This window comes from Hydrocarboniphaga sp. FW305-C-57, from assembly GCF_058783045.1.
In genome coordinates, this window is sequence record NZ_JBYSYG010000003.1 from 123,082 (window position 1) to 145,972 (window position 22,891).

The window sequence follows — 22,891 nt, forward strand, 5'->3', positions numbered from 1 at the left end:
GGGTTCGTCCTGATGTCCGGCGTCAGTTGAGGATCCACTTGAACATGGCCTGAGGGACGGATTCGTCGGAGGTTTTGGAGGGGTTGAAGATGGCGTTGTCGAGGCCGAACTTGTTGTGCCAGAACTGCCATTCGACGCCGGCCTGGATGCATCCGGGCTTGCCGAACCAGTTGCCGAGGTCGACGAGGAAGCGCGGAGCGGAAATGATGTTGTCTGCGAGGCCCTTCTGGTCCCAGGCGTAGTCGAAGAAGCCTTCGAAGGAGAACTTGGTGGCGCCGATGTCGAACGGAATGCCCCAGGCGAGGGTGACCTGATAGCCGTCGCCGAGCGCGGCGGCCTGGTTGTCGCGCAGGTAGAGATTGATCTGGAAGAAGGCGAACTGCGGCATCTTGAGGTCGGCGGCGAGGCCGTAGAGATAAGTCTGCTCGGAGCCTGAGGAGAACTGTGGGATTTCGAGGGTGGAGGTGAAGAGGAAATCGGAGAACGGGCCGATGGAAAGATCCTTGCCGAGGATTTTTCCGAAGGAGAGGCGAGGGGAGAGTTCGGCGTAGTACTCGCCGGTGCTCTTGGCGTTGGCGCCTGCGAAGTCTGCGGTGTCGCCCTGGCGATCGGGGTTGGTGATGTCGACGAAGAAGAAGTTGTCGCCGTATTTCCAGCCGTCGGCATGTTCGAGGGTGATGATGCTGGCCTTGTCCTTGTCGCCGGTGGCGATGTCGCGATAGGAAGTGCCGTAGAGGTATTCGGCAGCGGTCGTCGACCAGATCGCGGTGCCGCCGGCCGTCGCCGTGTTGGAGGCGAGTGCGAGCGCCATCATCGTCGATAGCGTCGCGGTCTTGAGCAGCGTGTTGCGCTTGAGAAAGGCTTGGATGTTCACGGTGGTTCCTGGTGTTGCCTGGCGTTGGAACGCATGCTCCCGACCGGCTCCGCGGAGCCGGGCATGCGTGGGATGTGGGTAGGCCGAGTGGCGGCCCGGGCAGGCTGCTAGTGCAGCGTCACGGCCGGCCTCACAAGGCGACCTCGGCCGTGCCGGGCGCCGCCTCCTGTGGACGCACCTTGGCCGGCTCGTCGGCATAGCGCGCCTTGGCGCAGCCGAACAGCACGCCGGCCACGCCGAGATAGCTCAGGGCCACGAGCGGCGTCTTCATCACGCCGATCGCCTCGCTGTGCATGAAGCCGAAGAAGGTCAGCACGGCGCCGGCGAGCGCGAAGCCCGCGGCCTTGGTGAAGGCCCGATCGATGATGCAGGCCGCGATCGCCGCGAGAATCAGGCTGCCGAGGATCGCGCCGCCACCGAGCAGTTCGAGCCCGTGATAGAGCACGCCCATTCCAGCGAGCTTGTCGATGCCGACCGTCGCCGCATTGGTGCCGGCCGCGCCGAGCGCATTGTCGATCATCAGCTTGCCCCAGCCGGCGACCTGCGGAATCAGCGACAGGATCACCGCGGGCGCATGGCTCTTGGGTGTTTCCTGGAAGGCCTGCGCTCCGATCAGCATGCCGATGTAGAGCAGGATCGGCGAGATCGCGACGACCGGAATCAGCGCCATCATCAGCGCGAGAATGCCGAACCACGACAGCACGAGCACCATCACGCCGGTCGCGGCCGAGTAGCCGATGCGTCCGCCGATCGCCTTCCAGCCCGGATGGCCGATGTAGACCGCGTTGATGAACGGATTGCCGAGCAGGCAGCCGATCAGGCTCACGACGCCGTCGGCCGTCAGCACGCGCGTGGTCGGGTAGTGATCGCCGCCGGCTTCGGCCGATTCGACGTTGTCCATCGCCTCGACGAGGTCGTAGATGCCGAACGGAATCGCGGTCACGAGGATCACGCCGAGGTATTCGAAGCCGCCGAACACGTGGCCGAACACCGGCAGCGGAATGCTGAAGCCGAAGCTCGCGAACGAATCGCCGAGCTTGGCGATGCTCATGCCGCCGAAGTTGTAGCCCAGCGCGAGCCCGCCCCAGGCGATCGCCGAACCGACCGCGATCGCGACGAGCCCGGCCGGAATGCCCTTGAAGTAGCGCACGCCGCCGAACCAGCTCGCGAGCAGGATCGCGAAGCAGACGATGCCGATCACCGGATCCATGTACATGTCGAGCGCCGGACGCAGCGAGATGAAGGCGATCGACACGCCCGCGAGCGCGCCGAGCAGTGCGGCGCGCGGCGTGATCTTCTTGATCCACGGGGCGACGAAGCCGCCGACCATGAGCACGAAGCTCTGCACGAAAACCCAGGTGAGCCCCGCTTCCCAGCCCTTGATCGGGTCACCGGCGCTCGCTGCGATCGGCATCATGATCACGAAGACGACGACGAACATGTGCGGCACGCTGATGCCCGAGGGCAGCGCGCAGACATCGCTGCGGCCGGTTTTCTGCGCGAGCTTGTAGGCGAGCCAGGCGTAGTAGACGGTCGACAGGAACAGCATCAGGCCGGTCGCCGGCAGGATGCGCCCGAAGATCAGCTCGTCCGGCAGCTTGAGCACGTAGCGCATGAGCGCCGTGAGCGTGAGCAGGTTGACGAGAATGTTGGTGCCGAAGCCGAAGAAGGCGTTCCAGTCTCCTGGAACCCAGATCTTGGGTTTACTCAGTGTTACGGTGCTCATTTGATGTCTCCCATGTGTACTACGACGACGCCGGTGCTGCGCTCCGATTCGTTTGCCCACGCGCTTCTTTGCGAAAGGCGCAGAGGGGCTTCCCACGCGATTGCGCGGTCGCTTCATTCATTCAGTGGCGACAAGCGCCGGCTTCTCCAAAATCGGAGAAGCGAGTTCAACAGCGTCAGCCGCTATTCAATGCGGCGATCACGCGCGACGAATCCGAGACCCAGCCGAAGATGCCGCTCTGCGCGACGATCATGCGCAGTGCCACTTCGTGGAATTCGGGAAAATACGAAGCGGCGCAATCGGACGGCACCAGGCATTCGAAGCCACGATCGTTGGCTTCGCGCACGGTGGTGTGCACGCAGACTTCGGTGGTTACGCCGCAGACGATCAATGTCCTGATGCCGCGGTTCTTGAGGATCAGTTCGAGATCGGTCTGGCAGAACGAGCCCTTGCCGGGCTTGTCGATGACCGGCTCGCCGGCGATCGGATACAGCTCAGGAATGATGTCGTGTCCGGCTTCGCCGCGAATCAGGATGCGGCCCATCGGCCCGGCATCACCGATGCGCGTCGGGCCGTGGCCGCGTTCGAGCTTGGCGCGTGGTGCATCGGTGAGATCGGCCCGATGGCCTTCGCGCGTATGCAGAACGAAGAGTCCAGTTTCACGCGCGGCACAGAGCAGCGCCTTGAGCGGCTCGATGGCGACGCGCAGCCTGGAGACGTCGTTGCCGAGCATGGCACCGAAGCCGCCAGGCTCCATGAAGTCACGCTGCATGTCGATGATCAGCAGCGCCGTCGTGACGGGTGAGAACGCCAGCGCGTAAGGCTGGGCTTCGATCAGCTTGTCAGCGCTCATTGCGGCCTCCATTGGTCCGCAGACTCGACACCAACGACGCATGCAGTATCCATGCCTGAGTGCGTCGTTGCATGCAACAAAAATGATGTCATCACCTTGGGAAACTCCGGTTCACGAGGTTTTCGATGCCAGATAGCCGCGCCAGCCGCCGAACTGCGTGATGTCGAGTGCTCCAGCGACGCCGTCGTGCTCGCAGATGAAGCCGGTTTCGCGGCGGCCGTCGGCGAGTTCGATCTTGCCCAGGCCCAGCGGAGCGCCAATGCCAGCGAGGAATGAGCCTACTTCGCTGCTCGGCAGCTCCCAGACTTCCACTTCGATCGCCCGGCCTGCTGCATCGCGCACCATCGCGGGTCGCTGTGGCGGACCGCCGGGCAAGGCGTAGAGCTTGTAGGCAGGCGCGCTGTGAGTGGCTTCGATGAGCGTCGCTCCGCGACCGAGCAACTGATGGTTGAGTGCAAGCCCTTGCAGGTGCGCGCCGCAGACGACGAGGCGCATGCGATCGCCCGGTATTACCGTCGCCGACGCGGGTTTTGCCGCCGATTGCATGGCCTGCGCGATGCTCAGCAGATAGTGGTCGGTGAATGCGCGGCCGAACAGCGTCACGCCGAACGGCAATCCGTTGGCGAGCGTGCCGGCGGGCACCGCGACGGCGGTGTAGTCGAGCAGATTCATGAAGTTGGTGTAGGTGCCGAGTTCGCTGTTGCGCAGGACCGGCTCGGCGTGGAGTTCGGCCAGCGTGACGGCGCGCGGAATCGTCGGCGTGAGCACCAGGTCCACCGCTTCGACGCTGCGATCGCATAGGCGCTTGTAGGCGCGCAACTGCTCGGCCGCCTGGATGCGCTCGACCGCCGTCGCCCCGGCGCCCGGCGAGACCACGTCGCGGATCACCGGCAGTACGAGTTCGGGATCGCGCTCGATGAGCCCGCCGAAGGCGGCGTAGCGCTCGGCGGCGCCAGCCGGCTGGTAGAGCAGCACGGCGGCCTGCAAAAACGGCGTGAAGTCGATTTCCACCGCGGTGCCGCCGAGCGCTTCGAGCGAGGCGATGGCGGCTTCGTAGAGCGCCGGGCTTTCTTCGCAACCGCACCAGATGCGGTCCTGCGGACGCGGAACCGCGAAGCGGAATCGGGCTGGCCGTGCGTTGGCGGGCGCGGCGTTCCAGGCCGGGTTGCGCCGGCTCTCGGGCTCCTGCTCATCGTATTGCGCGATCAACGCGAGTAGCTCGGCGGCTTCTTGCGCCTCGCGCGTGAACAGGCTCACGCAATCGAGCGAGCGGCAGCAGGGCACGACGCCGTCGATCGAGACGATGCCGCGCGTGGGTTTGAGTCCGACAAGGCCGTTGAGCGCCGCCGGCACGCGGCCCGAGCCGGCCGTGTCGGTGCCCAGCGAAAAGCTCGCGAGGTTCAGCGCGACCGCGAGCGCCGAGCCCGAACTCGAGCCCCCGCTGGGATAGTCGGGCAGAACCGAATTGCGGCATTCGCCATAAGGCGAGCGCGTACCGTTGATGCCGGTGGCGAGCTGGTCGAGATTGGTCTTGCCGGTTGGGATCGCCCCGAGTTCCATGAGCCGCTGCACCACGCGTGCCGAGCGGCCGGGCCTGTAGGCGTAGGCCGGGCAGGCGGCGGTCGTCGTGACTTCGCCGAGGTCGATGTTGTCCTTGATCGCGAACGGAATGCCGTAGAGCGGCAGGGAATCGGGTGAACGCGTTTCGAGCGCGACGAGATAGGGCTCGAGCTGTTCCGGCCCCAGCAGCTCGATGTAGGTGTGGAACTCCGGGTTGAGTGCGGCGGCCCGCTTTTGCAGGTTCGCCAGCAGTTGCCTGGGCGTGAACCGCCGCTCTCGATAGGCCGCGCGCAGTGCCGCCAGCGAAAGATCGCTCCCGATATCCAAGTCCGCCTCCCCATTCTGGTCATTGCTGCTGCACCACCTTGGCGCGCAATGATGTATGCAACGCTCGTGCCTGAGCTTGCATACAATGCGGGCTCCTACGGCAGCCCATTCGAGCATGAGCACCACGAGCACGATTCGCGGCGGTTCGGCGCAAGAGGTCTACAGCCAGCTCAAGTCGTTGATCCTGGGGTTCGAGATCTACCCGGGTTCGCGCGTGACCGAGACCGAACTGGCCGAGCGCTTCGGTGTCAGCCGCACGCCCGTGCGCGAGGCGCTGCAGCGGCTGCAGCTGGAAGGCTATCTGTCGGTGCGGCCCAAGCAGGGCTGTTTCATCCGCGAGATCGACATCGAAGAGATCGACGAGCACTACCAGGTGCGCATTGCCCTGGAAATGTGCGCACTCGAAGTCGCCTGTATCCACATGCCCGACAAGGCGATCCGCGAGCTCGCCAAGAAGTGGGACCCCGCCAGGCAGCCCAAGGGCCGGATCGACGTCGAGACGATGGCGGACCTCGATGAGAGTTTCCACATTGCGCTCGCGGAAGGCGGCGGCAACCTCGTGCTGGCCGACTACCTGCAACGCGTGAATCACGCGATCCATATCATCCGGCGTCTGGATTTCACCGAGAACCAGCGCGTGGACCTCACATATAAAGAGCACCACGACGTCTGCCAGCACCTGCTCAAGCGCAACATCGTCGGCGCGCAGCAGGCGCTGCGCCAGCACATCCAGCGCAGTCAGCTCGCGGCCAAGACGATCACGCTGGAGCAGCTCTCGCGGGCGCGTTCCCGCGCCCGGCGCGTCCAGCGTGAGCGGGCGGCGGGCTGAGTTCGTTCATCCCAGACGCAGCGCCGGAAAGCGAAGCGCGCGCCCAGGATCCGCATGGCCGCGACCGGCACCGTCCGCACATCAGTTGCGATCCGCCTGCTGATCGTCTCTTCGATTTTCTCGCGGCGAATCGAGCCCGGCGGATCGCGGCTTTAGCCGAGCAGCTCGGCGAGCGTGCAGGCCACCGTCGCGGTCGCTGCGCGCAGGTCGCGCAGGCGCAGCTTCTCGTCGGCCGCATGGCCGTTGGCTTCGCCGAGCGTGCGCGGCCCGGCGCCGTAGAGAACGGTCGGAATACCGGCTTCGGCGTAGTGCCTTGCGTCGGTGTAGAGCGGCACACCGTGCTCGGCGATCGGAACCCCGAGGAAAGCCGCGCCATTGCGCTGCAAGGCCGCGGCGAGGTTTTCGGAGCCCGCCAGTTTGGCGAGCGGTGCCGCACGCAGGATGCGACGGATCTCCACGCGAATACCGTCGATCTGCGCAGCGGCCAATTCGATGAGCCCGCGCAGTTCGGCTTCGGCGTCGTCCATGGATTCCTCCGGAATCACGCGGCGATCGATGCGGAAGCTCACCCGGTCCGGCACCACGTTGGTGTTGATGCCGCCTTCGATGAGCCCGACGTTGAGCGTCGGATGACGAATGCCCGGCGTCTGCGACTCGCGAAGCTCCAGCGCTTTGCGTGAATCGTAGAGCCGCTGAAGGATGTGCGTCGCGGCGGCCAGCGCGTCGATGCCTGACTCGGGCATGGCGGCGTGGCCCTGGCGGCCGCGCACGACGACTTCGAAGTGCAGGCAGCCGTTGTGCGCGGTCGTCACCGCATAGGAGAAGCCGGCGCAGATCGCGTAATCGGGCTTGGTCAGACCTTGCTCGACGAGCCAGCGCGGGCCGATGTCGCCGCCGACTTCCTCGTCGTAGGTGAAGTGCAGTTCCACCGAGCCCTTGAGCGCATGGCCGTCGGCGGCGAGCCGCTGCAAGGCGCGCAGGGCGAAGGTGTAGGTGGCGAAGTCGGATTTGCTCACCGCCACGCCGCGTCCGACCATCGCCGGGCCGTGCTCCCCGTCTTCGATGATCGCCGCGCCATACGGATCCTGCGTCCATCCCAGGCCCGGCGGCACCACGTCGCCATGCGCATTGAGCGCGATGCAGGGGCCTGCGCCGAAACGGTGGCGCACGATTAGGTTGGTCGCCGAAATCATGCCGGCGGCGCGGACGGTCGCCTCCGGCACCGGGTGCGATTCGACCTCGAAGCCCAGCGCCGTCAGCAGTTCGGCGGCCTTGCGCGCATGTGCGGCGCAGTCACCGGGCGGGTTGTCGGTGGGAATGCGCACGAGTTCGGCGAGAAAGTTGCAGCTCGCGTCGAAGTCGGTGTCGACGTGTGCGAGCAGTTCGGCCTGCTGGCTTTCCAGTGGACTCATGCGAGCTCTCCCGCACCGGGATCCGGGCTGTTCGTGAAATGGCTCAGGAAATCGGCGAAGACCTCGGCAGCGACGCCGGCATCGGCTTCGCTGAGCGTCTCGGCCGGATGGTGGCTGATGCCGCCGTGACCGCAGCGCACGAACAGCATGCCGACCCCGGTCAGCTCTGCGAGCTGCATCGCGTCGTGGCCGGCACCGCTGGGCAGGTGGCGCGGCGACGGTTCACCGGTCACCCGCGCGATGCTCGCCGACAGTTGCGCCTGCAGTGCGGGCGAGCAGGGGGTGGCCGCGGCGCGCAGCACCGCTTGTGAAGTGATCTGCACCTGGCGCCGCGCGGCGATGCGCTCGATCTCGGCGAAGATGTCGGCTGCCGCCGCATCGCGGACTGCATCGTCGGGGGCACGGATGTCGATCGACAGTTCGCAGGCGCCCGGAATCACGTTGATCGCCCCGTTGGGCACGAGCAGGCGTCCGACGGTGCCGACGAGGCCGGGCACGCTCGCGCAGCGGCGCTCGACGCAGAGCACGATCTCGGCTGCCGCCGCCGCGGCGTCACGCCGCAGGTGCATGGGCACGGTGCCCGAATGGCCCGCCAGGCCGGTGATCTGCAGCAGATGCCGCTGGCTGCCGTTGATCGCGGTGACGACGCCGACGGCGTGCCCTTCATCGAGCAGTACCGGACCCTGCTCGATATGGACTTCGACGTAAGCCGCGACCGCTGCGGCATCGCGTGCGATTGCCGTGATCTGCTGCGGGTCGTGGCCGGCCGCGACGAGCACGTCCCGCAGGCTCAGGCCGTCGGCGTCGACGCGATCGAGACTGGCGAAATCGAAGCGGCCGGCGATGGCGCTGCTGCCGAGGAAGGTCGATTTGAAGCGCACGCCTTCTTCTTCGCAGAAGCCGACGATCTCCAGATCGAACGGCAGCCGCCGGCCGGCGAGCCGCAGCCGCTGCGCGACGACGATGGGCAGCAGGATGCCGAGCCGGCCGTCGTAGCGGCCCCCATCGATCACGGTGTCGTAGTGCGAGCCGGTGATGAGCGTCTTGGCGTCGGCGAGCCCGCAGCGCCAGCGGCCGACGACGTTGCCGATGGCGTCGATATGGGCATCGAGCCCGGCCTGCCACATCCATTCGCGGAGCTGCCGTGCGGTGGCGCGGTGCGCGGGCGTCATGAAGGTACAGGTCAGCGCGCCATCCTGATCGCTGTGGCCTGCGAGGCTGCCGGCCATTGCCAGGATCGTGCGGCCCGCGGGCTCGGTGACGCGCTCGGCGAGGCGGAATTCGGCGATGCGCGCGATCTGCGCGAGCGCCGTGGCGAGTTCGGTTTCAGGGTCGTGCTCGATGCGCTGTTCGAACTGGGCCAGGATCGAGGCGCGATCATGGCCCTTGACCGAGAGCACGAACGGAAAGCCGAAGCGCGCGGTGTAGCGCGCGTTGAGTTCCTGCAAGCGATCGAACTCTTCGGGCGAGCATTGCGAAAGCCCGGCGCCGGCCTGCTCGCGCGTCGACTCGGCCGTCAGTTCGCCACGGATTGCGGTGCGGCCGGCGAGCTCGGGGTGCGCCCGCACGAGCGCGAGCTGTTGCCCGACCGGGGCCGCGCGCATGCTGGCGTTGAGCGCGTCGGCCAGATCGAAGCAGGTCGCGAACGGCCGCTGGCTCGCGGTCGCCTCGGCGATCCACGGCGAATGCTCGAAGATTCCATCAAGCGCGGCGACGAAGCCGCTGGCCGGCAGCGCATTGAGCGCGTCGAGATCGATCGGTGGATGGATGGGTGTGCTCATGCGGGCGGATGCGTTTCGGCCCAATGCCGGGCGATGTCGAGGCGCCGTGCGATCCAGACGCCGGGCCGGGCGGCGACGTAGTCGATGAAGCGTTCGAGCGAGGCCAGCCGCGCGGGACGGCCGATCAGCCGCGCGTGCAGGCCGATCGACAGCATCTTCGGCGTGTCGAGCCCCTGCGGATCGCCCTCGGCGTAGAGCACGTCGAAGGCATCCTTGAGGTAGTCGAAGAACTGCACGCCCGAGTTGAAGCCTTGCACCGTGGCGAAGCGCATGTCGTTGGTGTCGAGCGTGTAGGGCACGACGAGATGCGGCCGGCCGTTTACCGCGGTCCAGTAGGGCAGATCGTCGGCGTAGGAGTCGGAGTCGTAGAGAAAGCCGCCGTGCTCGACGACGAGCCGGCGTGTGTTCGGGCTGTCGCGGCCGGTGTACCAGCCCAGCGGGGCCTCGCCGGTGAGATCGCGCAGGATTGCGACGGCCTCGGCCATGTGGGCCCGTTCGGTGGCCTCGTCGATGTTCTGGTAGCTGATCCAGCGCAGGCCATGGCTGACGATGTCCGCCCCGAGTTCGCGAAAGGCTGCGACGGCGTCCAGGTTGCGTTGCAGTGCGCGTGCGACGCCGAAAACGCTGAACGGCAGGCGCTTGCGCTCGAACAGCCGCAGCACGCGCCAGAGCCCGGCACGCGACCCGTATTCGTACAGCGATTCCATGCTCATGTGGCGCGTCGGGAAGGTTTGCGCGCCGACGATCTCGGAGAGGAAGGTCTCCGATGCGGCATCGCCGTCGAGCACGCAGTTCTCCGCACCCTCTTCGTAATTGAGTACGAACTGCACGGCGATGCGCGTGGCCCCGGGCCAGCGCGCGTGCGGCGGCCGGCGGCCGTAGCCGATCAGATCGCGCGGATACGGCACGGTGCTCAAGCGCGTCTCAGGCCGGCACGCGGCCCAGCACGGTATGCAGGTCGACACTGGTGTCGCGCGGGTCTTCGAGCTTGAGGTCCGCGAGCACGTGATCGAGGTGATGCAGCATGAGGCTCGGCGCCTTGGGGCTGCGCCGGTCGAGCGCGTTCGCCAGATCCTGGTGATCGTCGGGCGGGCACAGCGCGGCGCCAGGCTGCTGGAACACGGCGATGATCAGCGAGGAACGCGAAACCAGTTCGCGCAGCATCGCCAGCAGCGTCAGGTTGCCTGCGGCTTCGGCGATCAGCAGGTGGAACTCGCCCGACAGCCTGATCATCGAACGGCGATCGCGCTTTTCCCAGGCCCGCCGCTCGCGGGCCAGATGGTCGCGCACGCGTTGCAAGTCGTCGGCAGAGGCGCGCGTGATGAAACGCTCGACGATGCCTGGCTCGATGAGCCGGCGTGCCTCGAACACGTCGAGCGCATCTTGCACGCTGGGCTTGGAGACCAGTGCGCCCTTGTTGGGCAGCAGCGTCACCAGCCCTTCGCCGGCGAGCCGTTGCAGCACCTGGCGTACGCGGGTGCGGCCCAGGCCGAGCACCTCGCCGAGCTTGGTTTCGATGAGCCGGGTGCCGGGCGGCAGGCTGTGGTCCATGACTGCGGAGCAGATGCGCTCGTAAGCCTCGTCGATGGGGCTGATCGCCGCCGGCTTGCGCGGGCGGCGGACCACTGCCGGCTTGCGCGCCTGGCCGCGTGCCTTGTCTGTGGATTTCCGGGAGATCGGGGCGCGGGTTTTCATGCGCGCCGGTCAGTGCCTGTTGTCGCCAGGACAAAGGTCGCTCGGGCGCAGCGCTGCAACGGCAGCGCGCCGTGTCCCGGCCGCACAGGCGCGACGGCCGCTGCGATGCGCCAAAGCGAACCGCAGCCTGCGGGTCGCCATCGGATTTTCGATCATGCTGCGTTGTCCCTCGGTCATTCGGAACCATCCAAGGCTCTGGTCGCGCCTTGCCCGATCGGAAATCTGAAGGCTGCGCGGCGAGCGCCTCGAGGCTGGCCGGCCGCCCTCGTGCCGGGCGGGGGGCGCAAAGTATAGGCAGCCGGACCGCCCGCAGGGGTGAAGTCGGCTTCATGTCGCGGTTCCTGCGACGCGGCGGCCCATGACGTAGGTCTGGCCGATGCAGCGGTCGTCGCCGAGCACCATGAGCACCTGCAGCAATTCGCCCAGCGAGCGCGTGTGCCGGCAGCGGCGCTCGATCAGCGGTGTCGCTTTCAGATCGAGCACGAGGAAGTCGGCCTCGCGGCCGGGCGCGAACGAGCCGATGCGATGATCGAGCTGTAGCGCCCGCGCACCCGCGAGTGTCGCCAGATAGAAGGCGCGCAGCGGCGACAGCCGCTGACCACGCATCTGCGCGACCTTGTAGGCCTCGCCCATCGTCCGCAGCAGGCTGAAGCTGGTGCCACCGCCGACGTCGGTCGCCAGTGCGTATTGCATGCCGGCGGCGTCGGCCGCGTCGAAGTCGAACAGCCCGCTGCCGAGATAGAGATTCGACGTCGGCGCATGCGCGGCGCAGGCGCCGCAGGCGCAGAAGCGGCGCCGGTCCTCGTCGTCGATGTGGACGCTGTGCGCGAAGGTGGCCCGCTCGCGCAGCAGCCCGTAATGCTCGTAGACGTCGAGGTAACTGCGCCGCTCGGGGAACAGTTCGCATACCCAGGCGACCTCGTCGAGATTCTCGGCGAGGTGGGTGTGGATGTAAGTGGTCGGATAGTCACGCGCCAGCCGGCCGGCGGCGGCGAGCTGCTCGGGCGTCGAGGTCGGAGCGAAGCGCGGCGTGATCGCGTAGAGCAGCCGGTCACGGCCGTGCCAGCGTTCGATGAGTTCGCGCGATTCGCGCTCGCCGCTTTCGGCGGTGTCCTGCAGGTAGTCCGGGCAATGCCGGTCCATGAGCACCTTGCCGGCGATGGTCCGCAGCCCGCGTGCCTGCGCCGCGCCGAAGCAGGCGTCGGCCGAACTCGCATGCACGCTGCAGAACACCTGCGCGGTGGTGGTGCCGTTGCGCAGCAGTTCGTCGAAGAAGAAGCCCGCCGTGTCCTGCGCGTAGGCTGGGTTCTCGAAGCTGCGCTCGGTCGGAAAGGTATAGCGGTTGAGCCAGTCGAGCAGGTCGCGACCGCCAGCGGCGATCATGTCGGTCTGCGGCAGGTGGATGTGCGTGTCGATGAAGCCCGGCACCAGCAAGGCGTCGTGATGCTCGATGGGCTTGCAGCCCGCGGGCAGGGTGGCGAGCAGCTCGGCCGCCGCGCCCGCCTGCTTGACGCGACCGTCCTCGATGATCAGCAGGCCATCTTCGTGGTGCTCGTAACTGCCGGCGTCGTCGTTCGCGCCGGGATCGGAAGAGAAATGCAGCAGCGCGCCGCGGTGCGCGGTGAGCACATCGTGGCGGTCGCTGGACACGGTGGCGTTCATGCCGTCCTCAGGATGCATTTCACGGTGAGGCTCCGGCGTCGATCCAGGCCAGCACGGCCTCGCGCTCGGCGTCGGTCATCTGCGTGAGATTGCCCAGCGGCATCGCGCGCGTCGCCAGTTGCTGGCGGATTTCCGTGGTCTGCGCGCGAATGCGGTCGGGGGTGTCGAGCCTGTAGCCCTTGGGTGGCGCGGCGAAGCCCGGCTGCGTCGGGTGCTCGGCATGGCAGCTCGCACAGCGCTGCAACAGGATCGCCTGCACGCTTGCGAAGTCGCTGGCGACGGCTGGAACGTTCCCTGCCTGTGCGGGCCCCGATGGCGCGGGGCTCGCGGACAAGGGCTTGCGCGGCTCCGGCTTGAGCGTCCAAGCCAGGATCGCGAGCACCACCACGCCGACGATCAGCGCTACCGGCGACGTCTTGCCTCCGCGCTCGTGCGCCTTGTGCCGGGCGACGAACCAGGTGCGGATCGCCGCGCCCGCGACGCAGAGTCCGATGAGCACCGCTCCGTTCTGTGCCGCGCCGTAGGTGAAGGCGTAGTGGTTGCTGATCATCACCAGCAGCACGGGCAGTGTGAAGTAGGTGTTGTGCACCGAACGCTGTTTGCCGCGCTGCCCGTGGATCGGATCGACCGGCTTGCCTGCACGCGCGGCCTCGACCATCGCGCGCTGCCCCGGAATGATCACGAAAAACACGTTCGCGACCATGATGGTGCCGAGCATCGCGCCGAATTGCAGATAGGCGCCGCGCCCGCTGTAGACCTTGCAAAGTCCGTAGGCCGCGCTGCAGAGCAGTACGGCGGTCACCACGCCGAGCATCCTGTCGTTGCGCCCCAGGGCCGAGCGGCAGAGCAGGTCGTAGACGATCCAGCCCCCCGCGAGTGAGGCCAGGCCCAGTGCGATCGCGCTCCACTGGCCGAGATCGGCGAGCGAAGGATCGATGAGGTAGAGCTCGGGCGCGCGGTAATAGAGCAGGCAGAGCAGGAAGAACCCCGACAGCCAGGTGCTGTAGGCCTCCCAGTAGAACCAGTGCAGTGAGCGCGGGACCTCGGCCGGCGCGGTCTTGTACTTCTGCGCGTTGTAGAAACCGCCGCCATGCACGGCCCAGAGTTCGCCGCCGACGCCCTTGGTCTTGAGCGCTTCGTCGGTGGGTGCGAGCAGGTGGTTGTCGAGCCAGACGAAGTAGAACGAGGCGCCGATCCAGGCGATCCCGGTGATCAGGTGGATCCAGCGACCGAGGAGACTGAGCCAGTCGAGGAGATAGGCGTCCATCTCACGCGTCCGGGTGATACGACTTGCCCAGGGCCGCCGGCTGGTTGAGCAGGATCGTTTTCGGATCACGGCAGATGATCACCAGCACGATCACCGTCGCCGCATACGGCAGCATCGAGAGAAACTCCGACGGAATGTGCAGCCCGAAGCCTTGTGCATAGAGCTGCATCACCGTCACGCCGCCGAACAGGTAGGCGCCGAGCATCACGCGCAAGGGTTTCCAGGTGGCGAAGACGACCAGCGCCAATGCGATCCAGCCGCGGCCGGCGCTCATGCCTTCGACCCACATCGGCGTCAGCGCGGTGGACAGGTAGGCTCCCGCGATGCCGCTGCAGGCGCCGCCGAACATCGTCGCCGCGTAGCGGATGCCGGCGACCGGATGGCCGAGCGCGTGCGAGACCTGCGGAGCCTCGCCGACCGCGCGCATCTTCAGGCCCGCGTGCGTCCTGGTGAGGAACCACTGTACGGCGAAGTACAGGGCGATCGAGCCGTAGACGAGCAGGTTGAAACGGAACAGCAGCGGGCCGAGCACGGGCAGGTCGCTCAGGACCGGAATGTCGATCGCCGGGGCGCCCGGAATCGGCTGGCCGACGAAGGGCCGGCCGGCGAAAGCCGACAGTCCGACGCCGAACAGTGTCAGTGCCAGGCCCGTGGCCACCTGGTTGGTCTGCAGCGTGATCGTGAGGAAGCCGAACACCAGCGACATCGCCACGCCGGCGAGCGCGGCGGCCAGATAGCCCAGCGTGAGGCTGCCTGTCGACAGGCCGACGGCGAAGCCGGTGACGGCGCCGACCAGCATCATGCCTTCGACGCCCAGGTTGAGTACGCCGGCGCGTTCGGCGACGAGTTCACCCAGTGCGGCGTAGATCAGCGGCGTGGCGGCGACGACGGTGCTGACGAGGATCGGAACGAGCGCGTCCATCAGGCGGCCTCGGCTGGGGTTGCGGGCGATGCGGCGGCCGCCGCGGCTGGTTTGGGTGCGGCGATCCTGCGGCGCACGCGGAACAGCACGAACAGGTCGGCCGCGAGCAGGTAGAACAGCAGCAGGCCCTGGAACAGCCCGGTGACGGCGGACGGCAGCGCGAGTTCCATCTGCGACTGCTCGCCGCCGAGGTAGAGCAGCGACATCAGCATGGAGGCCAGCACGATGCCGGCCGGATGCAGGCGTCCGACAAAGGCGACGATGATCGCCGCGAAGCCGTAGCCTGGCGAAACGGTGGGTTGCAACTGGCCGATCGGCCCGGCGACTTCACAGATGCCCGCGAGGCCCGCAGTGGCGCCCGAGAGCAGCAGGGCGAGCCAGATATTCCGCTTCTCCGAAAAGCCCGCGTAGGCCGCCGCTGCGGGCGCGAGCCCGGCGACCTGCATGCGATAGCCTGCGTGGGTGCGGGCGATGAAGAGCCATGCAGCCGCGGCGATGGCGAGCGCGAAGATGAAGCTGAGGTTCACGCGCGTGCCTTCGATGAGCAGCGGCAGCAGCTCCCAATCGTTGAACGTGCGCGACTGCGGAAAGTTGTAGCCGGCCGGATCGCGCCAGGGACCATGCACGAGCCAGGCGAGGATCAGCTGGGCGATATAGACCAGCATGAGGCTCACCAGAATTTCGTTGGTGTGGAAGCGCGTGCGCAGGAACGCCGGGATCGCCGCCCAGAGCATGCCGCCGATCACGCCGGCCGCGAGCATCGAGGGCAGTAGCCAGTGGCTCTCGGTTTCGCCGAAGGCCAGCGCCACGCCCGAACCGAAGATCGCGCCCATGACGAGCTGGCCTTCGGCGCCGATGTTCCAGACGTTGGCGCGAAAGCCCAGTGCCAGCCCCAGCGCGCAGAGCAGCAGCGGCGTGGTCTTGAGCAGCAGCTCGCCAAGGCCGTAGGTGGTCGACAGCGGTTTGATGAAGAACACGCGGAAGGCGTCGACCGGGTTCTTGCCGAGCACGGTGAAAATAATGAAGCCGGTAACGAGCATCGCCAGCGCCGCGATCAGCGGCGCGGTGAGTCGCATGAGGCTGGACGGTGCCTGACGTTTCTCAAGCCGCAGCATGAAGGGCCTCCTCGCGTTCCTGCTTGTTTTCGATGAAGCCGCCGGACATCCAGTAGCCGATCTCCTCGATGCTGGTTTCGGCCGGCTTGCGTGTCGGCGACAGATGCCCCTGCGCGATCACCGCGATGCGGTCGCAGATGGCGAACAGCTCGTCGAGCTCCTCGGAAACCACCAGCACCGCAACGCCCCTGTCGCGCAGGTCGATGAGTGCCTGGCGGATCATCTGCGACGCTCCGACATCGACGCCCCAGGTCGGTTGTGCGGCGATCATCACCTTGGGTTCGAGCAGGGTTTCGCGGCCGACGATGAACTTCTGCAGGTTGCCGCCCGACAGTGAATTCGCGGCCGAGCCATTGCCTCCGCACTTGACCTTGAAATCGCTGATCGCGCGATCGGCGAAGCTGCGTGCTGCGCCGTTGTCGACCAGGCCGAAGCGCACCATGCCGGCACGCGCGCCGGTGAGCAGCGCATTGTTCGACAGGCTCATCGGCGGAACCGCGCCGCGTCCGAGGCGCTCTTCGGGAACGAAGGTCAGGCCTAGCTTGCGGCGCTGTGCCGGGTTGAGCAGCCCAGCGGGCTGGCCGGCGACGCGAATCGCGCCGCGATCGTCGTAGGACAGCAGGTTCTCGCCCGACAGCGCGGCCATGAACTCCTTCTGGCCGTTGCCCGAGACGCCGGCGATGCCGACGATCTCGCCTTCACGCACGCGCAGGTCGATCTGCTTGAGCGTGGTGCCAAAGGGATCGCGCGTCGCCAGGCTCAGGTTGGTCAGCTCGAGCATGATCTGGCCCGGCTCGCGCGGCGTGAGCTGGCAGACCGACAACTCGCTGCCGATCATCAGCGTGGCGAGCGATTCGTTGGTTTCGGTTTTGGGTTTGGCGGTGCCACTGAGCTTGCCGCCACGCAGCACGGTCGCGGTGTCGCAGAGTTCGCGAATCTCGTCGAGCTTGTGGCTGATGTAGAGGATCGAGACGCCTTCGGAGGCGAGCCGGCGCAGCGTGTCGAACAGCTTGCGCACCGCTTGTGGTGTCAGGACCGAGGTCGGCTCGTCCATGATCAGCAGGCGCGGGTTCTGCAACAGGCAGCGGACGATCTCGACGCGCTGCCGCTCGCCCACCGACATGCTGTGCACGAGCCGCTGCGGATCGACCGGCAGCCCGTATTTCTCCGAAACTTCGCGAATCTGCACATAAAGCTTGGTCGGCGATTCCTTGAAGTCGAGAGCCAGCGCGATGTTCTCGGCAACGGTCAGCGTTTCGAACAACGAGAAATGCTGGAACACCATGCCGATGCCGAGTTCGCGCGCCTGTGCCGGTGTGGTGATGCGCACCGGCCGGCCTTCCCACTCGATGCGCCCTTCGGTGGGCTGGGTCACGCCATAGGCGATCTTCATGAGCGTGCTCTTGCCCGCGCCGTTCTCGCCCATCAGCGCATGAATCTCGCCGGGCATGACGGTGAGATCGACGTGGTCGTTGGCAACCACGCTCGGATAGCGCTTGGTGATGCCGCGCATGGCCAGACGTGGAGGGGTCATGGGGTCGGGCGGTTCGGCTGGCATGTGGAGCATCTCGATTCGGAGCAGCCGTGGGCTTCGGCTGCGGTCATGGAGGACTTCGCCGAAATACGCGACTCGGCGGCGGGCAGCGATTGCAGGAGCTGTGCGGCGACTGCGACGGCGATCGCCGCAGGCCACTTGCTGGCGATGCCGTCGATGCCGATCGGGCAGCTAAGCCGCTCGATCTGGTCGGCCGCGAAACCATCCTCGCAAGCGAGCCGCGAGCGGAAGCGCGCCGCCTTGCTCGCCGAGCCGATCACGCCGGCGAACGCGAAATCGCCACGTGCGAGCACGGCACGGCAGATCGCGTAATCGAGCGCGTGGTCGTGAGTGAGGATCAGGAATCGCGTTCCCGGCGGTGCATTGGCGACGCTCGCGGCCGGATCGGCGATGACGCGTTGCTCGACGTGTCGCGCTGTCTCAACGGGAAACAGATCGGGTCGCGAGTCGATCCAGCTGAGCTGTAGCGGCAAGTCGGCGAGCAGCCTGGCGATCGCCTGCCCGACATGGCCGGCGCCGAAGAGCCAGACGCTCGGATGAGGCGGGGCGATGGGTTCTTCGACGGTGGTGCTGATGACGCCGCGCAGGAGTCTCAACGAAGGCGGCGACGCCTTCGGGCCGGCATTTTCGATCCAGCGGCGCAGCGAGCCGTTCGACAGTTCGGACTTGAGCATCAAGGGCTGCGCATCCTGCGACAGCGCTTGCAACAAGGCCCGATCCTCGCGCCCGTAGCGCTCGATCCAGAGTTCCACCACGCCGCCGCAGCACTGCCCGAGCTCCAGTCCGAGGACATAACGCTTGAGCTGCCCGGCCGGCGCGGAATCCGCGAGCATCGAGCGCGCTGCCGCGATCGCCTTCCACTCCAGATGGCCACCGCCGATCGTGCCGACGAGTCGCTCGCGTCCGATCAGCATGATCGCTCCGGGTTCGCGCGGCGCCGAGCCGCGCAGGCTCGCGACGAGCACGCGCACGGCGCTGGCCTCGTGGTCGAGCATCGACAGCAGATCGCGGGGCCAGTGATGCAGGCTTTCCAGCCGAAGGCCCGATGCAGGCGCGAGCGCGGCTTGCGGTGTTGCGCTCATTCGCTCGTGGCTCCGGTGTTCCCTGCAACGGACCGGATCGCTTCGACGGCCATCAACACCGCCTCTGCCGTTGCCGGCGACGCGAGTTCGGGCGGTGCACTGCCGTCACCGCAACTCGCGACCGCATCGCGAATGGCGTGCAGCACCGAGATGCCCAGCATCAGCGGTGGCTCGCCGACGGCTTTCGATCGGTAGATCGTGTCTTCGCGATTGGGCGAGCGTTCGAGCAGCCGGATGTTCGCCACCGCCGGCCAGTCACGCGCGGTCGGAATCTTGTAGGTCGAGGGCGCGTGCGTCTTGAGCTCGCCCCTGGCGTTCCACCAGAGTTCCTCGCAGGTCAGCCAGCCCATGCCTTGCAGGAAGCCGCCTTCGATCTGACCGAGATCGATCGCCGGGTTCAGCGAGCGACCGACGTCGTGCAGGATGTCGACGCGCAACAACTGCGATTCGCCCGTAAGCGTGTCGATCGCGACTTCCGACACTGCCATGCCGTAGGCGTAGTAGAAGAACGGCCGGCCACGCAGCCTGGTGCGATCCCAATGGATTTTCGGTGTCGAGTAGTAACCCGTCGCCGATAGCGAAATGCGCGCTGCGTAGGCACGCGCGGTGAGCTCCTTGAACGGAATCCGCTTGCTGCCCAGGTGCACGATGCCGTCGACGAACTGCACGTCGTGCGGCAGCAGGCCCTCGCTGCGGCAGGCGAAGTCGATGAGCCGTTGGCGCAGCGTCTGCGCTGCTGCCTGCGCCGCCTTGCCGTTGAGATCCGCTCCGCTCGATGCAGCTGTCGCCGAGGTATTCGGTACCTTGCTCGTGTCGGTCGTCGAGACGCGCACGGCCGACAATGGAATGCCGAGTTCTTCGGCGACTACTTGCGCGACTTTGGTATAGAGCCCCTGGCCCATTTCGGTGCCGCCGTGGTTGAGCAGCACGCTGCCGTCGGCGTAGAGGTGCAGGAGTGCACCGGCCTGGTTGTAGAGCGTTGCATTGAACGAAATGCCGAATTTGACCGGCGTGAGCGCGATGCCGCGCTTGACGACCGCGTTGGCCGCGTTCCAATCGCCGATGCGCTCGCGCCGATTCGCATAGTCGCTGTCGTGGACGAGCTGCGCGGCCATTTCGTGGAGCACGTTGTCCTCGACGATCTGGCCGTAAGGCGTTGCATTGCGCTCGCCGACGCCGTAGAAATTGATCTGGCGTACCGCGAGCGGATCGAGCTTCAGCGCGCGTGCGATGTCGTCGACGATCTGTTCGATGACGACCATGCCCTGCGGTCCGCCGAAGCCGCGGAAGGCGGTGTTCGAGACCGTATTCGTCTTGCAGCGGTGGCTCGTGATCTCGACGTGCTCGAGGAAGTAGGCGTTGTCGACATGGCAGACGGCGCGGTCGTTGACCGGCCCCGAGAGATCGGCTGAGTAGCCACAGCGCGAGGCGAGCATGACGTCGAGCGCGCGGATGCGTCCTTCGTCGTCGAAGCCGACGTCGTAGTCGGCAACGAAGTCGTGACGCTTGCCGGTCATGAGCATGTCGGCGTCGCGATCGAGGCGCAGTTTCACGGGCCGGCCGGTCTTGCGTGCGAGCACCGCAGCTGCGCAGGCGAGCAACGCGGGCTGGCTTTCCTTGCCGCCGAAGCCGCCACCCATGCGCCGGCACTGCACGACCACGTCATGCTGCGCGAGATGCAGCGCATGGCAGACCATGTGCTGCACTTCGGTCGGATGCTGCGTCGAGCTATGGATCAGCATGCCGCCGCCGTCCTGTGGCAGCGCGATCGCAATCTGTCCTTCGAGATAGAAATGATCCTGCCCGCCGATCGTCACGCTGCCCTGCAGCCGGCGCGGCGAGCGGGCGAGTTCGCCCCGTGGATCGCCGCTGACCAGGTGTTGCGAAGGAATCACGAAGCTCTGCGCAGCGAGCGCCGAGCGCACGTCGAGGATCGCGGGCAGCTCCTCGTATTCGACGACTGCCTTGCGCGCCGCCTTGCGCGCGGCCAGATGCGAGGTTGCGGCGACCGCGAATATCGGCTGGCCGGCGTACTGCACGAGTTCGTCGGTGAAGATCGGATCGTCATGGACGATGCCGCCGTAGTTGTTGTCCCCGGGCACATCGGCAGGACCGGCGACGGCGATGACGCCGGGCATGGCGAGCACGGCGGACAGATCGAGCCGGGTGATGCGCCCGTGCGCCACCCGGCTCAGGCCGAACACCGCGTGCAAGGTATTGGCCGGCAGCGCGATGTCATCGCAGTAGAGCGCCTTGCCGCTGACGTGCAGCGGGGCGCTCTCGTGCGGCTGTGTTCCGCCGACGATATGCGTGGGTGAAGGCGAATCGGCCATCAGAGTGGCTCCGCGCGCGCCTGCGTGGTGCGCAGCACCGTGTCGCCTACAAGTTCGAGATGGAAGCGGCGCAACAGATTGCCTGCGGCCTGCAAGCGATAACGGCTGCTCGCGCGCATGTCGCTGAGCGGTTTGAAGTCGAGCGCGAGTGCGCCGATGGCGGCCTCGATGCTGTCCGCACTCCAGGGCTGGCCGATCAATGTGGATTCGGCCTGCGGTGCGCGGCTTGGCGTTGCCGCCATGCCACCGAAGCCGAGGCGTGCGTCGACGACGATGCCGTCTTCGATCTTCACCGCGAAGCCCGTGCAGACGGCCGAAATGTCCTGGTCGATGCGCTTGGAGAGCTTGTAGCTCGCGTAACACCAGTTGGCTTGTGGCTCGGGCAGCAGTACGTGGCTGACGAATTCTCCGGCTGCAAGATCTTTTTTCTGGTAGCCCAGATAGAAGCGTTCCAGCGGCAATTCGCGAACGCTCGCGCCCTTGCGCAGCCGCACGCGCGCGCCGAGTGCGAGCAGTACCGGCATCGAATCGCCGATCGGCGAGCCGTTGGCGACGTTGCCGCAGAAGGTGCCCGAATTGCAGACCGGCGTCGACGCGAAGCGTCGCGCGAGTTCGGTCAACGCCGGATAAGCCGCGACGATCGCATCCCAGGCATCGCCGAGCGAGACGGCAGCGCCGATCGAAAGCTCTTGTGGTGCCGTTTCGATCGCCGCGAGTTCGGCCACTTCTCCGATGTAGATCAGCGGCGGCAGATCGCGCAGATGCTGCGTGACCCATAGTCCGATGTCGGTGCCACCGGCGAGTAGCAGCGAGTGAGGTGCGGCGGTGTATTCGTCGGCGAGCTCGGCAAGCGTGCGCGGCGCGTAGAAATCCGGCAGCCGCAACGGTTTTTCGCGCGCGATCGATTGCAGCGCGGCGAGGCGCGATGGTGATTGGGCATCATCGCGGCTCCAGCGTTGTGGTGCGGGCAGGGTGAAGCTCGCCAGGCCGGCTTCGACAATTGGCCGGTAGCCCGTGCAGCGGCAGAGATTGCCCGAGACCGTGTCGACAATCGCTTCGCGCGTCGATGATTCTCGTTGCAGGTAGTGCGCGAACAGAGACATGACGAAGCCGGGCGTGCAGAAGCCGCATTGGGAGGCATGGCCCGCGACCATCGCCTGTTGCACCGGATGCAGGCTGCCGTCGGCTGCCTGCAGGCTTTCGGCGGTCACGAGCTCGCAGCCATCGATCGTCGGCAGGAACCGGATACAGCTGTTGATCGCGCGCCAGCGGATGCCGCTGGCGCCATGCTGGCCGAGCACGATGGTGCAGGCGCCACAGTCACCTTCGGCACACCCTTCTTTCGTGCCCTTGCGACCCTCGATTTCGCGGAGGTAGTCGAGCAGCGTCGTCGTCGCGGGCAGCGCCGGAGTGCTGACGGTATGGCCATCGAGGATGAATCGGACGGCTTGAGGCTCGTGTTCCGACACGGCGATCAGCTTCCGCGGTAGGTGGAGTAGCTCCACGGCGAGACCAGCAGCGGTACGTGATAGTGCGAGGCCGCGTCGGCGATGCCGAAGCGCAGAGTGACGATATCGAGGAACGGCGTTTCGGGTAGCGCCGCTTCCTGAGCACGGAAATAGTCGTCGACGACGAAGACGAGTTCGTAGATGCCTGCAACGAGCGACTCGCCTTGCAGCAGCGGCGCATCGGTACGGCCATCGGCATTGGTGCGCGTGCTCAGCAGCAATTCGCGTTCGCCATTGCAGCGATAAAGGCTCATGGCCAAGCCAGCGGCGGGCCTTCCATTAGCGGTGTCGAGAACGTGAGTGCTGAGCTTGCCCATGATGGGTTCGTCGTGAGACGTCGCGCCGTTGCTGACCTGGTCCGGGAATCGCAAGGCGCATGCCACGGACGGT

Annotated in this window: 18 protein-coding genes; 1 reads left to right on the plus strand and 17 read right to left on the minus strand. The window is 66.7% G+C overall.

The genetic code is table 11. The features are described 5' to 3' along the window. Positions 1-22: 22 nt before the first annotated feature. The 4 genes from AC3WUM_RS07915 to atzF form a co-directional block, all read right to left on the minus strand. Entirely contained in the window at positions 23-874 is an 852-nt protein-coding gene (locus tag AC3WUM_RS07915; RefSeq protein WP_492409670.1) for an outer membrane protein OmpK, read from the minus strand. A gap of 130 nt (positions 875-1,004) precedes the next feature. Beyond that, entirely contained in the window at positions 1,005-2,600 is a 1,596-nt protein-coding gene (locus AC3WUM_RS07920) for a regulator (protein ID WP_492409671.1), read from the minus strand. Positions 2,601-2,775: 175 nt separating this feature from the next. Beyond that, positions 2,776-3,453 carry a cysteine hydrolase family protein gene (locus AC3WUM_RS07925; protein WP_492409672.1) on the minus strand — a complete coding sequence of 226 codons (678 nt, stop codon included), beginning with the start codon at positions 3,451-3,453 and terminating at the stop codon, positions 2,776-2,778. Positions 3,454-3,564: 111 nt separating this feature from the next. Next, positions 3,565-5,334: an allophanate hydrolase gene (gene atzF / locus AC3WUM_RS07930; RefSeq protein WP_492409991.1), complete on the minus strand. Its 1,770-nt coding sequence runs from the start codon at positions 5,332-5,334 to the stop codon at positions 3,565-3,567. A 121-nt stretch (positions 5,335-5,455) separates the two neighbouring features. Here atzF and AC3WUM_RS07935 point away from each other — a divergent pair, with 121 nt between their 5' ends. Next, positions 5,456-6,169 carry a GntR family transcriptional regulator gene (locus tag AC3WUM_RS07935; protein WP_492409673.1) on the plus strand — a complete coding sequence of 238 codons (714 nt, stop codon included), beginning with the start codon at positions 5,456-5,458 and terminating at the stop codon, positions 6,167-6,169. A gap of 152 nt (positions 6,170-6,321) precedes the next feature. On the opposite strand, the gene AC3WUM_RS07940 is transcribed toward AC3WUM_RS07935, so the two are convergent. The 13 genes from AC3WUM_RS07940 to uraH all read right to left on the minus strand — a co-directional run bounded on the left by AC3WUM_RS07940 (position 6,322) and on the right by uraH (position 22,818). After that, positions 6,322-7,581 carry a M20/M25/M40 family metallo-hydrolase gene (locus AC3WUM_RS07940; RefSeq protein ID WP_492409674.1) on the minus strand — a complete coding sequence of 420 codons (1,260 nt, stop codon included), beginning with the start codon at positions 7,579-7,581 and terminating at the stop codon, positions 6,322-6,324. Then, a complete protein-coding gene (locus tag AC3WUM_RS07945) occupies positions 7,578-9,362 on the minus strand; it encodes an allantoate amidohydrolase (protein WP_492409675.1) in 1,785 nt (594 codons plus the stop codon). The genes AC3WUM_RS07940 and AC3WUM_RS07945 overlap by 4 nt, the downstream gene beginning before the upstream one ends. Continuing rightward, entirely contained in the window at positions 9,359-10,279 is a 921-nt protein-coding gene (puuE, locus tag AC3WUM_RS07950; RefSeq protein WP_492409676.1) for an allantoinase PuuE, read from the minus strand. The genes AC3WUM_RS07945 and puuE overlap by 4 nt, the downstream gene beginning before the upstream one ends. 7 nt (positions 10,280-10,286) lie before the next feature. Next, the gene (locus tag AC3WUM_RS07955) at positions 10,287-11,057 is read right to left on the minus strand and encodes a GntR family transcriptional regulator (protein ID WP_492409677.1); all 771 of its coding nucleotides are present in this window, start codon (positions 11,055-11,057) and stop codon (positions 10,287-10,289) included. A 327-nt stretch (positions 11,058-11,384) separates the two neighbouring features. Further along, positions 11,385-12,719, minus strand: a complete 1,335-nt coding sequence (guaD, locus tag AC3WUM_RS07960; RefSeq protein ID WP_492409678.1) for a guanine deaminase — start codon at positions 12,717-12,719, stop codon at positions 11,385-11,387. A 19-nt stretch (positions 12,720-12,738) separates the two neighbouring features. Next, positions 12,739-13,986 carry a urate hydroxylase PuuD gene (locus AC3WUM_RS07965; protein WP_492409679.1) on the minus strand — a complete coding sequence of 416 codons (1,248 nt, stop codon included), beginning with the start codon at positions 13,984-13,986 and terminating at the stop codon, positions 12,739-12,741. Between the two features lies 1 nt (position 13,987). After that, positions 13,988-14,908, minus strand: coding sequence for an ABC transporter permease (locus AC3WUM_RS07970; RefSeq protein WP_492409680.1), 921 nt, complete (start codon positions 14,906-14,908; stop codon positions 13,988-13,990). Next, positions 14,908-16,023 carry an ABC transporter permease gene (locus AC3WUM_RS07975; RefSeq protein ID WP_492409681.1) on the minus strand — a complete coding sequence of 372 codons (1,116 nt, stop codon included), beginning with the start codon at positions 16,021-16,023 and terminating at the stop codon, positions 14,908-14,910. Before AC3WUM_RS07975 ends, AC3WUM_RS07970 begins: the two co-directional genes overlap by 1 nt. Beyond that, positions 16,010-17,557 (minus strand): ABC transporter ATP-binding protein, encoded by a 1,548-nt coding sequence (locus AC3WUM_RS07980; protein ID WP_492409682.1) that lies wholly within the window; start codon positions 17,555-17,557, stop codon positions 16,010-16,012. Before AC3WUM_RS07980 ends, AC3WUM_RS07975 begins: the two co-directional genes overlap by 14 nt. Further along, a complete protein-coding gene (gene xdhC / locus AC3WUM_RS07985; protein WP_492409683.1) occupies positions 17,554-18,660 on the minus strand; it encodes a xanthine dehydrogenase accessory protein XdhC in 1,107 nt (368 codons plus the stop codon). The genes AC3WUM_RS07980 and xdhC overlap by 4 nt, the downstream gene beginning before the upstream one ends. Next, positions 18,657-20,993 carry a xanthine dehydrogenase molybdopterin binding subunit gene (xdhB, locus tag AC3WUM_RS07990; protein WP_492409684.1) on the minus strand — a complete coding sequence of 779 codons (2,337 nt, stop codon included), beginning with the start codon at positions 20,991-20,993 and terminating at the stop codon, positions 18,657-18,659. Before xdhB ends, xdhC begins: the two co-directional genes overlap by 4 nt. Then, complete coding sequence (gene xdhA / locus AC3WUM_RS07995) at positions 20,993-22,462, minus strand: xanthine dehydrogenase small subunit (RefSeq protein ID WP_492409685.1); 1,470 nt, start codon at positions 22,460-22,462, stop codon at positions 20,993-20,995. The genes xdhB and xdhA overlap by 1 nt, the downstream gene beginning before the upstream one ends. 5 nt (positions 22,463-22,467) lie before the next feature. Beyond that, the gene (uraH, locus tag AC3WUM_RS08000) at positions 22,468-22,818 is read right to left on the minus strand and encodes a hydroxyisourate hydrolase (protein ID WP_492409686.1); all 351 of its coding nucleotides are present in this window, start codon (positions 22,816-22,818) and stop codon (positions 22,468-22,470) included. Between the last annotated feature and the right edge of the window lie 73 nt (positions 22,819-22,891).

Bases quoted from the DNA above. Each gene is read 5' to 3' on its own strand.
- AC3WUM_RS07940 (WP_492409674.1), bottom strand. From the start codon at position 7,581: ATGAGTCCACTGGAAAGCCAGCAGGCCGAACTGCTCGCACACGTCGAC.
- xdhB (WP_492409684.1), bottom strand. From the start codon at position 20,993: ATGGCCGATTCGCCTTCACCCACGCATATCGTCGGCGGAACACAGCCG.
- xdhC (WP_492409683.1), bottom strand. From the start codon at position 18,660: ATGAGCGCAACACCGCAAGCCGCGCTCGCGCCTGCATCGGGCCTTCGG.
- AC3WUM_RS07945 (WP_492409675.1), bottom strand. From the start codon at position 9,362: ATGAGCACACCCATCCATCCACCGATCGATCTCGACGCGCTCAATGCG.
- AC3WUM_RS07920 (WP_492409671.1), bottom strand. From the start codon at position 2,600: ATGAGCACCGTAACACTGAGTAAACCCAAGATCTGGGTTCCAGGAGAC.
- guaD (WP_492409678.1), bottom strand. From the start codon at position 12,719: ATGAACGCCACCGTGTCCAGCGACCGCCACGATGTGCTCACCGCGCAC.
- AC3WUM_RS07975 (WP_492409681.1), bottom strand. From the start codon at position 16,023: ATGCTGCGGCTTGAGAAACGTCAGGCACCGTCCAGCCTCATGCGACTC.
- AC3WUM_RS07935 (WP_492409673.1), top strand. From the start codon at position 5,456: ATGAGCACCACGAGCACGATTCGCGGCGGTTCGGCGCAAGAGGTCTAC.
- AC3WUM_RS07965 (WP_492409679.1), bottom strand. From the start codon at position 13,986: ATGGACGCCTATCTCCTCGACTGGCTCAGTCTCCTCGGTCGCTGGATC.
- AC3WUM_RS07970 (WP_492409680.1), bottom strand. From the start codon at position 14,908: ATGGACGCGCTCGTTCCGATCCTCGTCAGCACCGTCGTCGCCGCCACG.
- uraH (WP_492409686.1), bottom strand. From the start codon at position 22,818: ATGGGCAAGCTCAGCACTCACGTTCTCGACACCGCTAATGGAAGGCCC.
- AC3WUM_RS07980 (WP_492409682.1), bottom strand. From the start codon at position 17,557: ATGACCCCTCCACGTCTGGCCATGCGCGGCATCACCAAGCGCTATCCG.
- AC3WUM_RS07925 (WP_492409672.1), bottom strand. From the start codon at position 3,453: ATGAGCGCTGACAAGCTGATCGAAGCCCAGCCTTACGCGCTGGCGTTC.
- AC3WUM_RS07955 (WP_492409677.1), bottom strand. From the start codon at position 11,057: ATGAAAACCCGCGCCCCGATCTCCCGGAAATCCACAGACAAGGCACGC.